This is a genomic window from Arthrobacter sp. 10T416 (assembly GCF_056394165.1).
The window spans coordinates 48,449-68,926 of record NZ_JBFTHI010000008.1 but is presented as its reverse complement, the minus strand read 5'-3'; the positions used below and the strand labels follow the sequence as shown (position 1 = coordinate 68,926).

At 69.6% G+C, this 20,478-nt stretch carries 13 protein-coding genes; 10 read left to right on the top strand and 3 right to left on the bottom strand.

The window, feature by feature from the left end; genetic code table 11:
- The first annotated feature begins 208 nt into the window (after positions 1–208).
- From glmU to sufU, 10 genes are all read left to right on the top strand, one after another.
- Complete coding sequence (gene glmU, locus AC1DBE_RS10295; protein ID WP_476879004.1) at positions 209–1,699, top strand: bifunctional UDP-N-acetylglucosamine diphosphorylase/glucosamine-1-phosphate N-acetyltransferase GlmU; 1,491 nt, start codon at positions 209–211, stop codon at positions 1,697–1,699.
- A 5-nt stretch (positions 1,700–1,704) separates the two neighbouring features.
- Positions 1,705–2,685: a ribose-phosphate diphosphokinase gene (locus AC1DBE_RS10290; RefSeq protein ID WP_138769945.1), complete on the top strand. Its 981-nt coding sequence runs from the start codon at positions 1,705–1,707 to the stop codon at positions 2,683–2,685.
- Positions 2,686–2,894: 209 nt separating this feature from the next.
- Entirely contained in the window at positions 2,895–3,518 is a 624-nt protein-coding gene (locus tag AC1DBE_RS10285; RefSeq protein ID WP_476970433.1) for a 50S ribosomal protein L25/general stress protein Ctc, read from the top strand.
- A gap of 96 nt (positions 3,519–3,614) precedes the next feature.
- Positions 3,615–4,202, top strand: coding sequence for an aminoacyl-tRNA hydrolase (pth, locus tag AC1DBE_RS10280; RefSeq protein ID WP_476970432.1), 588 nt, complete (start codon positions 3,615–3,617; stop codon positions 4,200–4,202).
- Between the two features lie 285 nt (positions 4,203–4,487).
- Positions 4,488–7,145 (top strand): helix-turn-helix transcriptional regulator, encoded by a 2,658-nt coding sequence (locus tag AC1DBE_RS10275; protein ID WP_476970431.1) that lies wholly within the window; start codon positions 4,488–4,490, stop codon positions 7,143–7,145.
- Entirely contained in the window at positions 7,132–9,861 is a 2,730-nt protein-coding gene (locus AC1DBE_RS10270) for a helix-turn-helix transcriptional regulator (protein ID WP_476970430.1), read from the top strand. Before AC1DBE_RS10275 ends, AC1DBE_RS10270 begins: the two co-directional genes overlap by 14 nt.
- Positions 9,862–10,107: 246 nt before the next feature.
- Positions 10,108–12,822, top strand: a complete 2,715-nt coding sequence (locus AC1DBE_RS10265) for a helix-turn-helix transcriptional regulator (RefSeq protein WP_476970429.1) — start codon at positions 10,108–10,110, stop codon at positions 12,820–12,822.
- 60 nt (positions 12,823–12,882) lie between these two features.
- Entirely contained in the window at positions 12,883–15,678 is a 2,796-nt protein-coding gene (locus AC1DBE_RS10260) for a LuxR C-terminal-related transcriptional regulator (RefSeq protein ID WP_476970428.1), read from the top strand.
- Positions 15,679–16,210: 532 nt separating this feature from the next.
- On the top strand, positions 16,211–17,518 hold the full coding sequence (locus AC1DBE_RS10255; RefSeq protein WP_476970427.1) for a SufS family cysteine desulfurase: 1,308 nt from the start codon (positions 16,211–16,213) through the stop codon (positions 17,516–17,518).
- A 12-nt stretch (positions 17,519–17,530) separates the two neighbouring features.
- Positions 17,531–18,001, top strand: coding sequence for a Fe-S cluster assembly sulfur transfer protein SufU (gene sufU / locus AC1DBE_RS10250; protein WP_476970426.1), 471 nt, complete (start codon positions 17,531–17,533; stop codon positions 17,999–18,001).
- Positions 18,002–18,108: 107 nt separating this feature from the next.
- Here the strand turns inward: sufU and AC1DBE_RS10245 are convergent, their stop codons facing one another.
- The 3 genes from AC1DBE_RS10245 to AC1DBE_RS10235 are packed head-to-tail and all read right to left on the bottom strand — an operon-like array spanning position 18,109 to position 20,419.
- Entirely contained in the window at positions 18,109–18,330 is a 222-nt protein-coding gene (locus tag AC1DBE_RS10245) for an SCO4848 family membrane protein (RefSeq protein WP_476878853.1), read from the bottom strand.
- 3 nt (positions 18,331–18,333) lie between these two features.
- A complete protein-coding gene (locus tag AC1DBE_RS10240; protein ID WP_476878852.1) occupies positions 18,334–18,831 on the bottom strand; it encodes a DUF2505 domain-containing protein in 498 nt (165 codons plus the stop codon).
- 46 nt (positions 18,832–18,877) lie between these two features.
- Positions 18,878–20,419, bottom strand: a complete 1,542-nt coding sequence (locus AC1DBE_RS10235) for an SDR family oxidoreductase (RefSeq protein ID WP_476970425.1) — start codon at positions 20,417–20,419, stop codon at positions 18,878–18,880.
- Positions 20,420–20,478: the final 59 nt, after the last annotated feature.

Sequence of the window (20,478 nt, the reverse complement as noted above, 5' to 3'; positions counted from 1 at the left end):
GGAGGAACCGGTCCCGGCGGGCCGGGGACGGCGGCAGTCCAGTAGGATGAACGGGACGCCGTGACCGGAAAGTGGTCCGGCGCTGCCGTGCCGAGCCGGCAACAAGCGAGCCGGCAACAAGGTGGACCACCGGGCTGATGTCCAGGGGTCCGCCAGATCCACCGAGCAGCGGCACTGAGTCAGGCCACTGAGCAAGGAGAGCCCGTACGTGAGCCCCGAGAACACCGGCCCAGCCGCCGTCATTGTCCTAGCTGCAGGCGCCGGTACCCGGATGAAGTCCCGTACCCCCAAGATCCTCCACGAAATCGGCGGACGCTCGCTCGTGGGCCACGCCCTCAACGCCGCCCGCGCCATCGACCCGCGTGAACTGGCCATCGTTGTCCGGCACGAACGCGAGCAGGTCGCCTCGCACATCGCCGGAATCGACCCGCAGGCCCTGATCGTTGACCAGGACGACGTTCCCGGCACCGGCCGCGCGGTCGAAGCCGCCCTCGAGGCCCTCGACGCCCGCCAGCCCGACGGCGGCCTGAGCGGCACCGTCGTCGTCACCTATGGCGACGTGCCCCTGTTGACCGGTGCGCTGCTGACCGAACTGGTCGCCGCGCATGAGGCCGCGGGCAACGCCGTCACCGTCCTCACCGCCGTCCTCGACGACGCCACCGGCTACGGCAGAATCCTCCGCGGCGCGGACGGCACCGTCACAGGCATCCGCGAACACAAGGACGCCAGCGACGCCGAACGCCAAATCCGCGAGATCAACTCCGGCATCTACGCGTTCGACGCCGGCGCGCTGCGAGGCGCGCTGGCCCACGTCACCACCGACAACGTCCAGGGCGAGAAATACCTCACCGACGTCCTCTCCCTGGCGCGCGACGCCGGGGGCCGGGTAGCCGCCGTCGTGACCGGTGACCGCTGGCAGGTCGAGGGCGCCAACGACCGGGTTCAGCTCTCCGCCCTCGGCGCGGAACACAACCGGCGCATCGTGGAGGCCTGGATGCGGGCCGGCGTCACCGTCGTCGACCCGGCCACCACCTGGATCGACGCGACTGTGACCCTCGACGAGGACGTCCGGCTGCTCCCCAACACCCAGCTGCACGGCGCCACCACCGTGGCCCGTGACGCCGTCGTGGGCCCGGACAGCACCCTCACCGACGTCCAGATCGGCGAGGGCGCCAAGGTCACGCGCACCCACGGTTCCGGCGCCGTTATTGGCGCCAACGCCAGCGTCGGCCCCTTCACGTACCTGCGCCCCGGCACCCGCCTCGGCGAGACCGGAAAGATCGGCGCGTTCTACGAGACGAAGAACGTCACCATCGGCCGCGGCTCGAAGCTCTCCCACCTCGGCTACGCCGGTGACGCGGAAATCGGCGAGGACACCAACATCGGCTGCGGCAACATCACCGCCAACTACGACGGCGAGAAGAAGCACCGCACGATCATCGGTTCCGGGGTGCGCACCGGGTCCAACACCGTATTTGTGGCCCCGGTCCAGGTGGGCGACGGCGCCTACAGCGGCGCGGGCGCCGTGATCCGCAGCGACGTCCCGGCAGGCGCCCTGGCCGTGTCCCTGGCCAAGCAGCGGAACTCCGAGGGCTGGGTGGTTTCGCACCGTCCGGGCTCCATCTCCGCCGCGCTGGCCGAGGCAGCCGGCACCACCCCAACATCTTCCAGTACTCCGGCATCGACAGAAGAGGGCTAGCAAACATGAGCGAAATTACGGCACACGGGGAGAAGAAGCTGGTGCTCGCCGCCGGGCGGGCACACCCTGAGCTGGCGCGCGAGATCGCCAAGGAGCTGGGCACCGAACTGCTGCCCCTGGACGCCTACGACTTCGCGAACGGCGAGATCTACGTCCGGGCCGGCGAAAGTGTCCGCGGCACCGACGCCTTCGTGATCCAGGCGCACCCGGCCCCGCTGAACAACTGGCTCATGGAACAGCTGATCATGATCGATTCGCTCAAGCGGGCCTCCGCCAAGCGCATCACCGTGGTCTCGCCCTTCTACCCGTACGCCCGCCAGGACAAGAAGGGCCGCGGCCGCGAGCCGATCTCCGCCCGCCTGGTCGCAGACCTGTACAAAACCGCGGGCGCCGACCGGATCATGAGCGTTGACCTGCACACCTCGCAGATCCAGGGCTTCTTCGACGGCCCCGTGGACCACCTGATGGCCATCCCGCTCCTCGCCGACTACATCCGCACGCGCGTCGGTTCGGACAACATCACCGTCGTCTCCCCGGACACCGGCCGTGTCCGCGTTGCCGAACAGTGGGCCGAACGCCTCGGCGGCGCCCCGCTGGCGTTTGTGCACAAGAGCCGGGACCTGACCGTTCCCAACCAGGCCGTCTCCAAGACCGTCGTGGGCCAGATCGAGGGCCGCACCTGCGTGCTGATCGACGACATGATCGACACCGGCGGAACCATCTCCGGCGCCGTCCAGGTGCTCAAGAACGCCGGCGCCAAGGATGTCATCATCGCCGCCACCCACGCCGTGTTCTCCGATCCCGCCTCGCAGCGGCTCGCGGAGTCCGGCGCCCGCGAAGTGGTGGTCACCAACACCCTGCCGATCTCCGCCAACAAGCACTTCCCGCAGCTGACGGTCCTCTCGATCGCCCCGCTGATCGCCCGGGCCATCCGCGAAGTGTTCGACGACGGCTCCGTCACCAGTCTCTTCGACGGCAACGCCTAGCCCCGTGCCGGGCCCCGTTTCGCTAATCGGGGCCCGGCACTGCTAAACTCTTTTTCGATACCTTGGCGAGGGAGAGCACCGGAATTCCGGTCTCCGTTATCGACTGGGTCTGAATCTCCCTTCTGATGGGCGGCCCGTCCGCCCCGCGTTGAAGGTCGCTGACAGACCTCCGCCCTTGCTGAACACCGTTCATCCCACAGGAGATTTCCATGTCTGAGCAGAAGCTCGCAGCAGAAGTACGCACCGAATTCGGCAAGGGCTTCGCCCGCCGCGCCCGCATGGCCAACCTGATCCCGGCCGTCATCTACGGCCACGGCGCCGAGCCGATCCACATCACCCTGCCGGCCAAGGCAACCACCCTGGCTGTCCGCACCGCCAACGCCCTGCTGTCCCTGGACATCAACGGCGAAGAGCGCCTGGCCCTGGTCAAGGACATCCAGCGCAACCCGATCAAGCAGATCATCGAGCACATCGACCTGCTGACCGTCCGCAAGGGCGAAAAGGTCACCGTCGACGTCCCCGTGCACGTCACCGGCGAGGTCGCCCCGGGCAACGTCCACAACCTCGAGATGACCACCATCTCCCTTGAGGCCGAGGCAACCCACCTGCCGACCGCCGTCGAGGTCAGCGTCGAAGGCCGCGCCGCCGGCGAGCACATCCACGCCTCCGACGTCGTGCTGCCGAAGGGCACCGTCCTGCTGGCAGACGCTGACGCCCTGGTGGTCAACGTCTCCGAGGCCGTCGAAATCGTCGAGGAAGAAGAGACCGGCGAAGAGGCTCCGGCCGCCGAAGCCGCCGAAGGCGAAGAGAACTCCGAGGCTGCTGCCGAGTAATTCCGGCGTATTCTCAGGTGGCCGGGTCCCAGTGGGGCCCGGCCGCCGTCGTCTCTGCCCCGCCCCTGACCCGACGCCCCCACGAAGGATGGATCCATGACTGATACCTGGCTGATCGTAGGCCTCGGCAATCCGGGGTCCGAGTACGCCCACAACCGGCATAACGTCGGGCAGATGGTGCTCGACGAACTCGCACTCCGGGTGGGCGGCGGCTTCAAGTCCCACAAGTCCCGGGCCCAGGTCCTTGAGGGCAGGCTGGGCATCGGCGGTCCCCGGGTGGTGCTGGCGAAGCCGATGAGCTACATGAACGTCTCCGGCGGCCCCGTCTCCGCGCTTTCGAAGTTCTACGACGTCGGACCGGCGAACGTCATTGCCGTCCACGACGAGATCGACATCCCGTTCAACACCATCAAGCTCAAGATCGGCGGCGGCGAAGGCGGCCACAACGGCCTGCGCGACATCTCCAAGGCGCTGGCCACCAAAGACTACCTGCGGGTACGCGTCGGGGTCGGCCGTCCGCCCGGCCGGATGGACACCGCCGATTTTGTGCTCCGTGACTTCTCCGGGCCGGAGAAGAAGGAACTGCCCTTCCTGATCGACTCCGCCGCCGACGCCGTGGAGGCGCTGGTCCGGGAGGGCCTGCAGCCGGCCCAGCAAAAGTTTCACCCCGCCAAGACCCCCTAGCGGGGAGGGCCGCCTTCCGGCGCGGTCCGCGTGCTGACCCGCGTAGCCGGGCCCCGATACGAAGCCCGCGTGTCAGGGCCGGATGTCCCTACCAACAGTGCCGTTATGCCGTTATGATCGCTCTACTTTCCTGTCGGGGGATGGGGTTAGGCTACTTCTAGGCGGACGGTATTGGGGCCGCCCGCAGAGCGGTACGAAGGAAACTGGATGTCGAGGGATTCACTGGGCTGGGGAAATGTTTCCACTGCACTGCCACGTGCCGACGTTCATCAGGCTGGGAGGCCGGTGAGCAGGCACGCGTGGTCCGGGCTGGCACGCGGCGCTGACGCCGACCGTGTCCGGCACGACCTCGCCGCGCCCGGAAGTATGGGCGTTGTCATCACCGGCGACCGGGGCGTCGGAAAGTCCCTCGTCGGCCGCAGTGCACTGGCCGGTTTTGGCCCCKACGTCTTCACCCTGCAGCTGCGGACCTCCGGCCCGGCGACGCCTTACGGCTGCCTCGCCTTTACGCTCGCGCGGCTGCCGCAGAGTGCCCTCGGCTCGCCCACCGCCATCCTGCACGGCATGACCTCGCTGATCCGCAACGACGCCGGGGGACGCAAGTGCGTGATCCTGCTGGACAACGCCGGGTCCCTGGACGAACAAAGCACCGGTGTGCTGCTGAACCTGCTGCAGACCGGGACGGCACGGCTCGTGGCCACCGCGCAGCGCACCACGGACCTGCCGCCGGACTTCTACTGGCTCATCACCTCCGGGCAGCTGGCGGAGGTCCGGCTGTCCACCATGACGGAGATCGAGACCCAGGAAGTGCTGCAGGCCGCGCTGGGCCACCGGGTTTCCACCGCCCTGGCGAGCCAGATGCATCAGCTGGTCGGCGGCAGCCCTACCCTGCTGCAGGCTGTGGTGTCCGAACAAATCGAACGCGGCAACCTGGTGCTCGCCGGCGAGGTCTGGACCCTGGTGGACGAAGTTGTCCTCGACGGGAGGACAGCGCTGGAGGACATCGTCAGGGCGCGCTATGCCCGGGAATCGCCCGAGGCCCGGGAAGTGATCGAGGTCCTGTCCTGTGCCCGCAGCATGTCCCTGACCAGGCTGGCCCGGATGTACGGCCCCGGGCTGATCGCGGACATGGAAGAGGCCGGCCAGATCGTCGTCGACCGCACCGACCAGCACCACGTGACGCTGGGGGACCGCTACCTGGGGGACATCGTCCGGAACTGGCTCACCGTGGAACGCCGGCTGGAACTGCGGGACAAGGTGCCCGGGCACCAGGCCCATGAGCTCGCGGAGCTCACGGTGGAGGACCTCCTGGCCTACGCCGCGTGGACCCACGACTGCCATGCCGAGCTTGCCCCCTCCCACGCCCTGGCGGCAGCGCAGGCCGCCGTCCTGCTTTTCGACCCCAAGTTCGCCCTCAAATGCGCCGGCGACATCAGTCCCAGCGATAAGGAATGGTCCGCCGGGCAGCAGCAGAAAGCCGCCGCCTACCTTCAGCTGGGCCTTCCGCTGCAGGCCATGTCCTCCCTTGATGACATCTCCGAGGAACAGATCAACCGGCTGGAACCGGAACCGTTCGCCGACCTGATCACGGCCAAAGCCGATTGCATGGCCTGGCTGGAGGACCGCTGCGGGAAGGTCCCCGAACTGATCCGGCAGGCAAGGCTCCGGCTCCAGGATTTCGGGCAGGAATCCGCCCCGGCCGACTCCCTGGCCCGCGCCGGACTGAGCCTGGACCTGTGCGAGTTCAACTACCTCTCCTTCGTTGGCGACTACGAACCCATGATGGAGCGGCTCAGCGCGGCCGCCGCGTCCTCCGACGCCGACGCCCTCGACCCGGTCCACCGGCTGCGGGCCTCGATCATCCTGATGGAAGCCCTCTGCATGACCGGCAAGGAGGTCGAGTCCCGGCAGCTGATGCGCGAGATCGGCGGCCGGCTCGGTGAATGGTCCAACGTCCCCCGGATCCGGGAGAACTTCGCCTGGCGCGCCTTCAACGTCCTGCTCCTCTCCGGCCAGTGGCGCCAGAGCATCGACATGCTCAAGGATGCCAGCGGCCGGGCCGGCCACGGCCTCCACTCCGGGAGCGCCGCGACCGACCTCGCCGTCGGGCTGGCCTACGTGTACGCGGGCCGGGGCTACCTGGCCCTGGACCCGCTGCTGGCCGCCATCGCCCAGCTTGAAGTCCGCACCAGCCTGCACGCGCTCCGGCAGGCCTACGCGGCGACCGCGTTCGCCTACGCCCAGACGGGCAACTCCATGCAGGCCACCGTCTACCTGGACCGGGCCCGGTCCGCCGACGGCCCGGCCCGCTTTGTGGTCAGCAGCTCCACCGAGTTCTGCATGGACATGGCCTCGCGCTGGCTGGGCGACCCGAACGCGAAGGACCGGCTGGTGCACGCCGCCGAAGGGCACTACCGCCGCGGCCGGTACACCCTGGCCGGGATCTGCATGCTGGGGGCCACCGTCAACGGCACCGCGAAGGACTTCCACTTCATGGAGGAGATCGCCGGCCTCCGGCAGGGACCGCTCGCCGAGCTGTCCAGGCTGGTGGCCGTCGGGAGCCGCAAGAAGGACGCCGCCACCATGCTGGCGGCCGCCGAACTCTCCGCCACCATGGAGCTCGACGCCGTCCAGGCCCGGTGCGCCGCGCTCGCCTTCGACTTTGCGAAGGCTGCCGGGCTCGCAACCAGCGCCACCGCAGCACACAAAATGCTGGAATCCCTGTCCGAGTCCGTTCCGACGCTTCCCATCGTTCCCCGGACCCAGGGCCCGCTGCTGACCGACCGGGAACGGCAAATCGCGGCCCTCGCCGGAAACGGGGTCTCCAACAAGGACATCGCGCTCGAGGTGGGCATCTCGATACGGACCGTGGAGGGGCACCTTTACCAGGTCTTCACCAAGCTCGGGGTGTCCTCGCGGAGTGATTTGCTTGGACTCATCTAGAGCCAGCGGGGAGAACCCCGCCGCAAAGCGCCCTGCCCTCGCCGGCCGGGCGGAGGACGTGACATCCGCCGTCGAGTCCCTGCAGGGGGGAGCGCACGTCGCGGTCCTGCTCGTGGGCGACCACGGGATCGGCAAGTCATCGATCATGGAGACCGTGGCTGCGGAGCTCGGCGGCCACATGACCCCCGTGCGCCTGCACGGCAGCCCGGCGCTGAGCCACGTCCCCTACGGCATCCTCGCGCCGTTCATCGTGGACCTGCCCGTGGAGGAGGCCACCTCCCAGCTGGCCGTGCTGCGGACCTTCTGGAGCTACCTTGAGGGGCAGCGGCGGGCCACCCAGAAGCCGCTCCTGTTGCTGGTGGACGACGCCCACGACCTCGACGAGTCCACCGCAGGTGTCCTCGTGGAGCTGGCCGCGGCCGGCTGGGCGAAACTCCTCGTCGCGGCCGCCACCCGGCCGGGCCTGCCCGAGCCGCTCCTGCAGCTCTGGTTCGAGGGCATCGCCGAACGGCACGACCTCCGGCCCCTGACCCGGGAACAAACGGACGAACTCCTGGCCCAGAAGCTCGGCCCGCAGGTGGTCTCGAACGCCGCCGATGTCCTGTGGGAGGCGTCCGCGGGCAACCCGCTGCTGCTCAGCTGCCTGATCGACGACGCCAAAAGTGACGGAACGCTGCTGCAGCGCAACGGGGTTTGGCTCCTGACCCACCAGCTCAACAGCCACGGCGAGCGGCTGACCGACGTCGTCCGCCGCCAGCTGCTGCGCCGCTCCTCCGAGGAACGCAAGGCGCTGAACCTCGTGGCGCTCGCCGAGCCCGTGTCCCGGCGCCTGATCGAGGCGTTGGTTGATGAAACGGCCGTCGCGTACCTGATCGAGCAGGAGCTCATCCGGGTTGCGGACACACCCGACCACGAACTGCGCCTGTGGCATTCGGTTTACGGGGACACCATCCGGAACCTGATCTCACCGGCCCGCAGCCTCGAGCTCCGCCAAAGCCTGCTGCGGCTTATGGACCGCGAACCAACCTCCGCCGAAGGGCTCCTGCGCCATGTCAGCTGGTCGCTGGAATGCGGCGTCGAAGTCGAGGACCGGCAGCTGCTCCGGGCCGCGGTCCTAGCCAGCAGGCTGTTCGAAGACGACCTGGCCCGCAGGGCAGCCTCCCAGGTCCGGGACCCGGACCTGCAGATTGCCGCGCGGTCGGTGATAGCACGGACACACTACAACAGCTCCCAGCATGCGGCGGCACGGGACATCCTGGAGGCGGACTTCGCCAAGGGGACCACCGTCGCCAGCCTCCTGACGGGCTCACTGCTGTGGGCCGCGGTCCTGTCCGCGCTGGGCCACAGCCCGGCCGAGATCATTGACCGCGCCCAGGCGCTGGTGCACGCCGGGGAGCGGCTCGCGGCTGCCAACCCGGCCACCGCGGACGTCATCCTCGCCGCCACCCGCGACCGGGTGCGTACCATCCGCAGTATGGTCCTGGCGCTTGCCGGCGACGGCGGCGCCGCCGGTTCGCTCGACGGCGGCGCCGCGGCGTCGGACGGGAGCGGGGATCACACGGGGGAGCGGCCGCCCGCCAGCAACCTGGAAAAAGCCTTCCGGCTGGCCCTGGAAGCCGAGCAGCTCCTGGTCCAGGGCAAGCCGGAGAGCGCCTACGCCGCGGCCCGGTCCGCGCTGGCAGCGGCCGGCGACCAACACGACGAGCTCTACTTCCTCTCGGACTTCCTGGTGGTCCGGGCCGTTACGGCAGTTATCCATGGCGGGGACTGGGGCGCCGTGGAGAACCTGCTTGGCGGATTTGTGGCGGCGTTTGGCCCCAGCCTGATCTCCTTCGGCGGCGGGGTCCATGCCGCCACCGGCATCGTCCTGCTCTACCAGGGGAAATCGCTGGAGGCCAAGCGGACCCTGCGCGCCGCAATCGAGGCGCTCCGCCTCTCGGATCCCCAGCAGTTGTTCTCCGTCACGGCTGCGATGGCGTTCGCCGCCGCGGCCGACGCCGGTATTCCGGACAAGGCTGCCGGGCACCTCGCAGACTATGAAGCCGCCATGCCGGTCGTTTCAAGGTACCTGCGGACGCTGTCCGAAATGGCCGTGGTCTACGGCAAGGCCCGGCTCGGCGGGCTTGGGCATGCGGCCGAGGAGCTGGAGCGGCTCGGACGGCCGGACGGGGCCGGCAACACCGCCGGGCTCGAGTTCGACTCCCTCTTCTTCCGGCTGGCCCTCGGCGACCTGTCAGCGGCCGGGCGGCTGCGCGAACTCAAGCCCCAGCTCGAAGGCCGGCGTGCCGCGGCCGTCTGCGGCTACGCGGAGGCACTGGGGACGGAGCGGCCCGCGGATCTGATGGACGCCGCCAAGCGTTGCGAGGACGCCGAGCTGTGGGGTTTCGCCGCGCAGGCGTACGGGGCCGCAGCAGGCGCCTACCGCGCGGCCGGGGACGGCCTCCGGGAACGTATGGCGGCGGCGCAGCGGCAGCGCTGCCAGGACTACGCCCAAAGCCTGCCGGGCGGGGAACCTACCGGCCAGGGGGACAGCCTGGGCCTGCTCACGCGCCGGGAGCGTGACATTGTGGCGCTGGCCATCCGGGGGCTGAGCGACCGCCAAATCGCCGCCGACCTGCATGTTTCGGTCCGCACGGTCGAGGGCCACCTGTACCGCAGCTACGCCAAACTGAACATCAAGGGACGCGACGAGCTCCGCCAAATCGCCGCCGAGTAGGTGTTTGCCGCCTTGCGCGCCCGCACCTCGCCGGCTGCACTCTAAGGCCCCGGCCGACTACTTGGTTTTCTACTCCGGGACGGCCGGGGATTTCTGAGTACTGCCGGGTAGGAAGGCATTCGATACCCGCCCGGCATTCGAGTACTACCTACGGATGCCGTGGCATTGGCCGGTCTCTAGCGTGGACCTATCACTGGTTAAACATTGATAGCAAAGGTCTCTCCTATGTTTCAGCAAGAAGCTGGCGTGCCTGCCGGCAGCGGTAAATCGGACGTGGTCTCTCCAGCGCAACGGGCAACCCGGGGGAGGCAGGAAAAGCCCTTCACCCGGCAGCAGACAGTTTCGGATATCGTCGAAACCCTCACAGGGGGTGCAGGGTGCGGCGTCGTGCTGGTCGGGGAGCACGGGGCCGGAAAGTCCTTCATTGCCCAGCGTGCCCTGGAACAGCTGGCCGATGACTACCTGGTGGTCCAGGTCCGGGGCAGCTCCATCGCGTCGAAGCTGCCCTACGGGGCGCTGAGCGTCCTGCTCAACGACCTCGACGCGGCCCACCTGGAGCACCCCCTGATGGTGTTGCGGGGCCTCACGCATTTGCTCCAGACCAAGGCGCAGGGACGCCCCATCATGCTGTTCGTGGACAACGCCCACGACCTCGATGACCTCTCGTGCATGATGGTGGCCCAGCTCAGCGCGGGCGGGCATGTAACCCTGCTGGCGGCCTGCGTGGACCTGCACCATGTGGGCAGCGACATCATGGGCCTCTGGAAGGATGACATGCTCCGCCGCGTGGACGTGGCGGCGTTCGACTTCGGCGAGACCGTGGCGACACTCAACCAGGAATACGGCGGCCACTTCTCGCAGTCGGCGGCCCGGGCGCTGTGGAGCGCCAGCGGCGGGAACGCCCTGTTCCTGCATTCCCTGGCACGGGAACAGATCAAGCTCGGCACGATTGTCCAGCAGGAAGGTGCGTGGGTGCTCGACGGGCGCCCCATCGCCCTGACCGGAGAAATCCGGGACGTCGTCAAGGCGCGGCTGAACCGGCTCAGCCCGGGCCAGCGCGATGTCTTTGAACTGCTCGCCCTCGCCGGCTCTGTCCCGCTGCAAACCCTCATGAGGATCTTCAACCCGCAGGACATGGACACCCTCCAGGAGCGCGCCCTCATCCAGGTCAGCCACGACCATCCGCCCATGGTCAGCGTCGCCAATGCGGTCACCGGGGCCATCGTGGCCAGCGTGGTTCCGCCGGGCCGCAGCGCGGAGCTCCGGCGCCGGCTCACCGCCGTGCTCACGGACGCCGAGCTGGCCGACGCCGGCGCGGCCACCAACCTCGCCTGGTCCCTGGACTGCGGGGAGCAGATCAGCCCCGAGACCGCGCTGGCCGCCGCGCACCGTGCCAACAACGGCTCCGATCCGGAGTCGGCGCTGCGGTTCATCCAGGAAATCGAGGGGTGCGAGGGGCTGGCCGGAGCCGCCGTCGAAACGGTCCGTGCCCACATTGCCGCCAACAACAACGAGTCGGCGCGAAGGGTGCTGCACAGCCTGGACGAACCCGCCGGGGGCGAGTACCCGCTGCACGAGTGGGTCGCGCTGCAGCTCCTGCGGGTGGAACTGGACCAGCGCAGTCCGATGGCCGGTGCCGGGGCGCTCGCCACACTGGGCCGGGTCAGGGAACGGCTCTACGGTCTTCCGGTGCAGAGCTCCGCCGCCCTGGAACGGTCCCGCGGGCAGGTGCGCCTGGCAGAGGCCAAGCTCGCCGTCTTCGAGGGCCGCTACGAGGACGTTCTGGCGGTCCGGGCAGGCCTGGACCCGGAGCTCGACAGCGAAACCGGCCTCCAGACCGCGAGCCTGCTCTGCGAGACGATGGCCGTCGGCGGCAACGTGCTGGGCGCCATGGCGCTGGGCAAACAAATCATGGCCGCGGCCGCCACCCTTCCGCTGTCCGACCGCACGGCCCGGGAGATCCGGGGCCGGTTCCTCCTGCTGTTGCTGCTGTCCGCGAAGTTCCGGGAGGCGGCGGCGTTCATTGCGGCCGCGTCAGGCTCGGCGGAGCCGCAGTCCCGGCTGGGCGGGATGTTCGAAATCGGGCAGGGTGTCCTGGACCTGCATGCCGGGCGCCTTGAGAGCGCAATTCCGTGGCTTGAGGCCGGCATGTGGCAGCTCCGGACCCAGGACCCGGACGGGCTCTCCGGCCTGGCGACCGCCGCGTGTGCGTACGCGGCCGGGCTGTCCGGCGACGAGGAACGGGCCATGGTGCTGCTCGAGGAAGTGGCGCAGCCGCAGCGGCACAACTCCTGGCTGGTCGGCCGGATGACGCGCTACTTCGAGCTTTCCGCGATGGCGGAACTCGGGCAGCGTGCCGCTGCCATCCGTGCGCTGTCCGCCGAGGCAGGCAGCGAGGCCGACGCCGGCGCGCCGGCTACCGCCCTGCTCTTCCTGTCCGCGGCGGCCAGGCTGGGGGACCGCCAGCTGTGCCAGCGGTTGTCCGGGCTGGCCGGCCAGGTCTCGGGCCAGTTCGCCCAGCTCTGCCAGCGCCTGGCCGACGGGGTCAAGGACGGCTCCGGCGAGCAGTTGCTGGCAGTGGCTAAAGACGCGGACGCCGCAGGGAACGCCATCTTTGCCCGCGACGTGGCGCGGCGGGCGGTGTACTGCGCCAACGAAGCCGGAAACCGGATCGCGCTGCGCATCTCCCAGCGCACCGAGCAGTCCCTTGATGACAGGTTCGGCAACCCCGGCAACGGGCTGCACTCGCTGACCACCTCCACCCTGACAGCCCGGGAGTGTGAAGTGGCGGTCCGGGCCGCCGCGGGAACATCCAACCGTAAGATCGCCGAGCAGATGCACGTCTCGGTCCGGACAGTGGAAGGCCACCTCTACCAGGTCTACTCGAAACTCCACGTCGCCAGCCGATCGGAGCTCAAAGATGTCATCGCAGCGCCGTCGGCCAGTGCCCGCATCGGCTGACCAGGACCTCAAGACCCCGGCCGGCCCGGGGCCGCTTGAACATGGCCTGGGAGGCTGACCATGGAAAGCCTGACAGAGGCGGCCACCCTGATCGGCCGTTCGGGGATCGTCCGGGAGATCGTGCACTGCCTGCGCGACGAAGGCCGAACTGGGGCGCTGATTGTCGGCAGCGCGGGGTCGGGCAAGACCGTCGTCGTCAAAGCCGTGCTGGCCGAGCTTCGTCCGCAGGGCCGGGTGATCAGGCTCGGCGCGACCCCGGCGCTCGCGGCCGTTCCGTTCGGGGCCCTGGCACCGTACCTGGCGGGCCTGCCGTCCCATGACCTGGACTCCTACCCGGCCGTGCTGGGCGCCGTGACGGCGAGCCTCCGGTCCGAACCGGCCCTGGCGCTGTTCGTCATTGACGACGCCCAGCACCTGGATCAGGGGACCATCCAGCTGGTGGCGCAGTCTGTGGCCACCGGCGCCGCCCGGCTGCTCGCCAGCTGCCGTCCCGGTCCGCTGGTCCCCGAAGAGTTCCTGGCCCTGTGGGGGGACGGCATCATCTCCAAGTTCGATCTGCCGGCCCTGAGCCGCGCCGAGGTGCACCAGCTCTGCGAGCAGATGCTCCAAGCGGATGTCTCCCCGTGGGTCAGTGAACTCTTCGCCCAGCTGACTGAGGGCAGCCCCTCAATGCTGACATCCCTGGTCGAGCACGCACGGGCCACCGGAGCCATCGGCCAGCGGCACGGAACCTGGTTCCTGCTGGCCCGGCCGGACCTGGGTGACATTCCGGCCGCGGACCTCGTGGACCATCAGGTCCGGTCCATGCCGCCGGAGGAGAGGACAGCGGCGGCCATCGTCGCGCTCGCCGGCCCGCTGTCCCTCGGCCAGCTCCTCAGATTCAGCAGCCCCCGGGCCGTCGATGCCCTCGAAATGGCCGGAATCATCCGGATCTCACGTGACCACGACCGCATCGTCAGCCCAGCCAGCCCCGTCATCGGCGAGATCATCCGCACCCGTGTGCCCGCCGGCCGGAGCGCCAGCCTCCGGTCCAGCCTGCAGTCGCTGCCGCGGGTCGGAGCAGTGGTTCCCGACGCCGTCCAGAACCAGTTGCGCTGGGCGCTCGACGCCGGCACGGATCCGGCGGATGCCGAGCTGCTGGATGCCGCATCCGCGGCGAACATCCGCCTGGACGCCGCCACGGCACTCCGGGCAGCGGGGGCCATCCGGGAGGAACGCCGTCCGGAGACCGGGGTCCAGCTCGCCTACGCGCACTACATTCTCGGCGCGGACGAAGACGCGGCCGCAGACCTCCTGGCCGCGCAGCCGTTCCCGTACGGGCGCGCCGCGTATCTCGGGGCACTCCTGGCCCACCGGCTCGGGGCCCTCGTCCCGGAGATCGACATCCAGCCGCAGCCGGTAGCGGGCTCCGCGGGAACCGGTACGGCACCCCCCGAGGCGGCCGTGGCCGGCGCAGCACCCCCCGGGGAGGCCGGGGCGGCGGAGACCGGCGCCGGCGCCGGCCAGCCGCAGCAGCCGGGGTGGGCAGCACCAGCTACCGGACTGGCCTGCGCCGTGCTGGCGGAGGAGTGGTCGGGGCGTCCGGCCGAGCTCGCAGGCCGGTTGCACGAGCTCATCGCCGCCGCCGCAGGGAATCCCGAAATCCGGGTCCCCGCGCAGTCCCGCCTCGCCGCCCTCCAGACCGCCCAAGGGTTCACGCTGGCGGCCCTGAGCCTTCACCGGGAGGCCTGGCGCGGGGTCAGGGACGACGGCGTGGTGCTTCCCCTGGTGTACGAGGACGTGCTGGGCCGGCACTGCCTGTGCCTGATCCGCGCCGGGGAATGGGAGGAACTCGCCACGGTCCTTGACGACTATTCCGCGGGTCTTCCCTCCCGCCTGCTGAACAGCGGCGGCCTGCTGCACGTCATGCGCGGCTACTCCCGGCTCCGGCAGGGCCGGATCACGGAGTGCCTGGCCGAGCTGCAGTTCGGGGTGGAAGAACTCCTGATCTCGGACCCGTGGGAACTGCTCGGTTTTGCCCGGGCGATCACGGCCTACGCGGCCGCCGCCGTCGGCCGCACGGAGGAAGCCGCCGAACAGGCGGAGGCGTACCGCCAGACGGACTACCGGGAGCCGGAGACCCTCCGCCTCCTCGCCGAGGCGTACTGTGCTGCGGCGGAGTCGGCTGCCAGGTCTGCCGTCCCGGCGGCAACCGGCGTCGCCACGGGCGCGGGGATCCACCTGGTGGCGGGCGCCGCTGCGGCCGGGGACGACGGCGGGGAGGTCGGACCGGAACTGGCACGGCTCGCAGCGGAGGCGCAGCGGCAAGGCCTTCGCGCCGTGGAGACGGACATCCGCCGGATCGCCGTGCGCGGGGGGAACACCGGGGCCGCGGAGGCCCTTGCCGCGAGCAGCGGCGCCGTCGAGGGCGCCGAGGCGAGGGCACTGCACGCCTACGCGCTGGCCGTGGCGGCGTCGGACTCAACGGAGCTGACCGCCCTCAGTGACCGGGCCATGGCCGCCGGTCACCTGCTGCTGGCCCTTGAAGCCGCCCAGCAGGCAGCACGCCTGCTGGAAAACGATCCGGAAAAATGGAAGCTCACCGCCGTCCAGCGCAAGGTGCACCAACGGATGCTGGCCACCGGCATGTCGGGCCTGCTGACCATCATCCACGGCGAGCACCACTCGGAACTGACCGCCCGGGAATCGGAAATCCTGAAGCTTGTGGCCGGCGGGGCCTCGAATGCGGAGATCGCCGAGCAACTGACCGTGTCCCAGCGGACCGTGGAGGGCCACCTGTACCGGATCTTCGGGAAACTCGGCGTCAGCCGCCGCGGCGAACTCGTGGACATGCAGAAGGACCTGCAGCCGCCCTAGCCACACACCCGCCGCCCCGGCCCGCGGCTCCCGCTCCCGGGGCCAGAGTGAGCCGTGGGAACCGGACAAGTATGGCCAAGTAGTGCCGCGGACCCGCCAGGGGAGAAGTCGGGTAAATGCTACTCGTGTGAAGATAATGGCTCCACGATTGACTTAAGTCAGTCCCAAGAACCACCTCACACTCCTTCAATGGAACCGTATGGTGCCGGAACCGGCAGCCATACCCCAAAGTCGGAGCCGGCGGCGTCAGAGCCTTCTGAGACCGAGGCTCTCCCCCCAGCCGCCGCCGGCTCCCTTCAACGGTCTGCACCACAGAAAGACGTGGAAAGCGGTAACGCTGCAACTGGCGCCCCGCCCGGGTTTACCACCCGCAGGCGGGGCGCGCCAGCGTTCCGGCAGACCCGTCCGGAGCCCGGCAACGAGGCGCGGCGCGGACGTGGGATAATTAGGTCTAATCTGCGTGACGTAATAGGGCTGGCCCTCCGGGGACCCCTGCTGCGCCGCAGCGAAAGCCGATCCAGGAGTCCCGCCCATGGTTGCCACACCAGCCCATCTCCTCCGCTCCGCCACGGCGCTGGGCAACGAGGAAGTCATGAGGATCCGCAACGACTTCCCGATCCTGCACCGGTCCGTCAACGGGCAGCCGCTGGTCTACCTGGACTCCGGTGCCACCTCGCAGAACCCGCTCAGTGTGCTCGAAGCCGAGCAGGAGTTCTACGAGCAGCGGAACTCCGCCGTGCACCGCGGCGCGCATTACCTGGCGGTGGAAGCCACCGAAGTGTTCGAGGACGCCCGCGAGACCGTGGCTGCCTTCATCGGCGCGGACCCGGACGAACTGATCTGGACCTCCAACGCCACCGAGGGCCTGAACCTGCTCAGCTACTCGTTCCTCAACGCCTCCCTGCCCGGCGCCCCGGCCGAAGCCGCCCGGTTCGCCTTCGCCGCGGGCGATGAGATTGTGGTGACCGAGATGGAGCACCACGCCAACCTGATTCCCTGGCAGCAGCTGGCCGAACGGACCGGCGCCACGCTGAAGTTCATCCCGGTGGACGACGCCGGGGCCCTGGACCTCGAGGCCGCCGCCCGCCTGATCGGCAGCCGGACCCGGGTACTGGCCTTCACCCACGCCTCGAACGTGCTGGGAACCATCAACCCCGTGTCCGCGCTGGTCGCGCTGGCCCGGGCCGCCGGTGCGCTGGTGGTGCTGGACGCCTGCCAGTCCGCCCCGCACCTGGTCCTGGACGTCAAGGCCCTGGACGTGGACTTCGCCGTCTTCTCCGGGCACAAGATGCTCGGCCCCACCGGAATCGGCGGCCTCTACGGACGCTCCGAACTGCTCAACGCGATGCCGCCGTTCCTGACCGGCGGTTCCATGATCACCACCGTCACCATGGAACGCGCCGGCTTCCTGCCCAGCCCGCAGCGCTTCGAAGCCGGGACCCAGAAGATCTCCCAGGCGGTGGCGCTCGCCGCGGCTGCCAACTACCTGAACGAGACCGGCGTCGCCCGCATCCACGCGTGGGAAGCGGTACTGGGCCAGCGCCTGGTGGAAGGCCTCGAAGCGATTCCCGGGATCCGCGTGCTGGGCCCCGCTGCCGGCCAGGAACGGATCGGCCTGGCCGCGTTCGACGTCGCCGGTGTGCACGCCCACGACGTCGGGCAGTTCCTCGACAGCCGCGGGGTCGCCGTCCGGGTGGGGCACCACTGCGCCCAGCCGCTGCACCGCCGGCTCGGGCTCACGGCCAGCACCCGGGCCAGCACCTACCTGTACAACACCACGGACGACGTCGACACGTTCCTCGACGCCGTCGCCGGTGTCCGCACGTACTTCCAAGCCTAAGGACGGCCCCGTATGAGTCTTGACCAGCTGTACCAACAGATCATCCTGGAGCACTCCAAGGCACGGCACGGCAGCGGCCTGGCAGGGGCGGAAACGCCGGCGGGCGCCAACAGCGGCCAGTCGCACCAGCTCAACCCGGTCTGCGGTGACGAAATCACCCTCCGCGTCTCGGTGGCGGACGGCAAAGTCAATGAGCTGCGCTGGGACGGGGAGGGCTGCTCGATCTCCATGGCCTCGGCCTCCGTGCTGACCGAGCTCGCCGAAGGCCTGGAGGCCGATGAGCTGCACCGGGTGATCGACAGTTTCCGCGAGGTGTTGCGCTCGCGCGGCAAGGTCGCGGCCGATCCCGAGGTCCTCGGCGACGCAGCGGCGTTCGAAGGGGTGTCCCGGTACGCGGCCCGGGTTAAATGCGCCATGCTTTCGTGGGTTGCCGCGGAGGACGCCCTCGGCCAGGCCCTCGCGCACCAGGACACAACTACCTAGGCGCCGGGCTTCCGGGCGTTAACGTCACTGGCCCGCAGCCGTTCGCGTTCTGAACAGTCAGAACGGGAACGGCTGCGGGCCAGTAGCGTTATCGGGGCCGGGGCCGGTCAGCTCAGCAGTCCCGCGATCCCGATGGCCGCCGTCGCCGCCCCGAGCAGCATCGAAATGCTGACGAGGACCACGTGGACGGTCAGGAAGCGGGTGGCTTTGCCGCCGGCGTCGCGCGCCCGCGGGTCCTTCATGACCCGGCGCAGGAACTGCGGCCAGACCACCAGGGACCAGATGCCGGCGATGACCAGGACAACGGCGAGGGCGGCGGGAAGCTCCACCGGCTAGTGGCTCTCGAGCCAGGCCTGGGCCTGGGTGGACTGGATGTTGAGGGCCTTGCCGACCATCGGCTCCGCCGCGTCGGCGATCTTGCCGCCCAGCAGCGGCACGGAGGAGGTGACGGTGCCCTCCAGTTCGATCCGGGTGCTGCCGCCGTCGGCGACCAGACGCTGGACGGCGTTGACGTCCAGCGGAGCGCCGGCGACCTTCAGGGAGATGGTGCTCTGCCGCGAGCCGTCGGCCTCGGGGGCCGCCCAGCTTTCCAGCTGGGTCACCTTGAGGCTCTCGCCGACGAACTTGCGGGCGAGGTCGGGCATCCGCGTCGTGGGGATGGTGCGGACGGTGGTGGTGTTGAAGGCACCGGCCGGGTCGCCGTCGACCGTGAACGATTCGAGGGTGCCGCCGACGAGTTCGCTGGTGTGGCGCAGGAAGTCCTCGTTGACAAAAACTGCCGTGACGCTCTCAACGCTGTGCGGAAGGGTGGTGGATGCACTCAGGGCCATTGGGGGTCCTCCATGGGGGGTCTGGACGTTTTGGGCTCCCAACATCTTACGCGGTTGGCTCTGCCGGTTCCGATTCGGCAGCTGGCCCTGTCTCTGCGAGACGCTGGGCCGCCGCCGCGATGTTCCGCGACATGGCGGGGAAGATGAGGCTGTGGAAGGGCAGCACGGCCAGCCAGTAGAGCTTCCCGCTCAGGCCCTTCGGGAAGAAAATGGCCCGCTGGAGGTAGCGGCTGCCGGTGCCCTCGGGTTCCACCGAGAGTTCCAGCCAGGCGCGGCCGGGTGCCCGCATTTCCGCGCGGAGCCGCAGGAGCCGGCCGCGGTCGATCCGCTCCACCCGCCACCAGTCCACCACTTCGCCCTCGGCCAACAGGTGCGGGTGCCGCCGGCCGCGGGCCAGGCCGGCGCCGCCGGTGAGCTTGTCCAGCCAGCCGCGCACACTCCAGGCCAGCGGCAGCGAGTACCAGCCGTTGCGGCCGCCGATGCCTTCGATGATGGTCCAGACGTGCTGCGGGTCCACGGCGCTGGAGTAGCTGCGTTCATCGACGTAGACCCGGTGGCCGGACCACTCCGGGTCGCTCGGCAGCGGATCGGCGTCGGCCCCCGCACTGGCCCACGTCGTCTCCACCTGGCCGTCCCGCTCCCGTCCCAGGGCGAGGGCCACGGCGCGCCGGTAGGGGGTCAGGCCGCCCTCGGGCATCGGGATGTAGGCGTCGATGTCATGCTCGCGCGATACGGCGTCGTGCTGCAGGGACTCCACAAGGGGCAGCGACATGGACAGCGGAATCGGCGTCACCAGCGCCACCCAGAGCCCGGCGAGCTTCGGGGCGGGGACGGGCAGCGCCAGGACCCAGCGCAGGGGCAACCCGGTTTCGGCCGCATACTCCTTCATCATGCCCGCGTAGGTGAGGACCTGCCGGGAGCCGATGTCGAAAGTGCGGTTGATGGGCCCCTCGAGTGCGGCCGCGCCGACCAGGTAATGCAGCACGTCCCGCACGGCGATGGCCTCGATCTTGTTCCGCACCCAGCTGGGGGCAGGCATCACGGGAAGGGTCTCGGAGAGGTGCCGGATCATCTCAAAGGACGCCGACCCGGAGCCGATCACCACGCCGGCCTGGAACACGATCGCGTCCACCGGCCCGTCGAGGAAGACCTTGCCCACGGCCTCCCGGGAGCGCATGTGCGTGGACAGGGCGGTCCCGGAGGGGTGCAGGCCGCCGAGGTAGACAATCCTTCCCACCCCGGCCGCCGCAGCAGCCCGCGCCGCTGTGCCGGCCATCTCCTTCTCCTTGGCCTCGAAGCCCGCGCCGCCGGCCATGGAATGGACCAGGTAGTAGAGGACGTCGACGCCGGCCAGGGCCTCTTCCAGCGCCGCGCCGTCATCGAGGCTGCTCTGGACCACGTCCACCTGGTCCAGCCACGGAACCCCGGCGATCTTCGCGGGCGTCCGCACCAGCACCTTCACCCGGTGCCCGGCCTCGAGCAGCCGGGGAACCAGCCTGCCGCCGATGTACCCGGTGGCTCCGGTGACCAGCACCGTCCTGGCGGCCGGAGCCGGGGGAGTGCCGTTCACCTGGGGAGTGCCGTTCATGGATGGCTCCTTCTCGTCGGGGATGTCAGCTGGCGCCTATAAGTGGTTCGGAGCGCCGG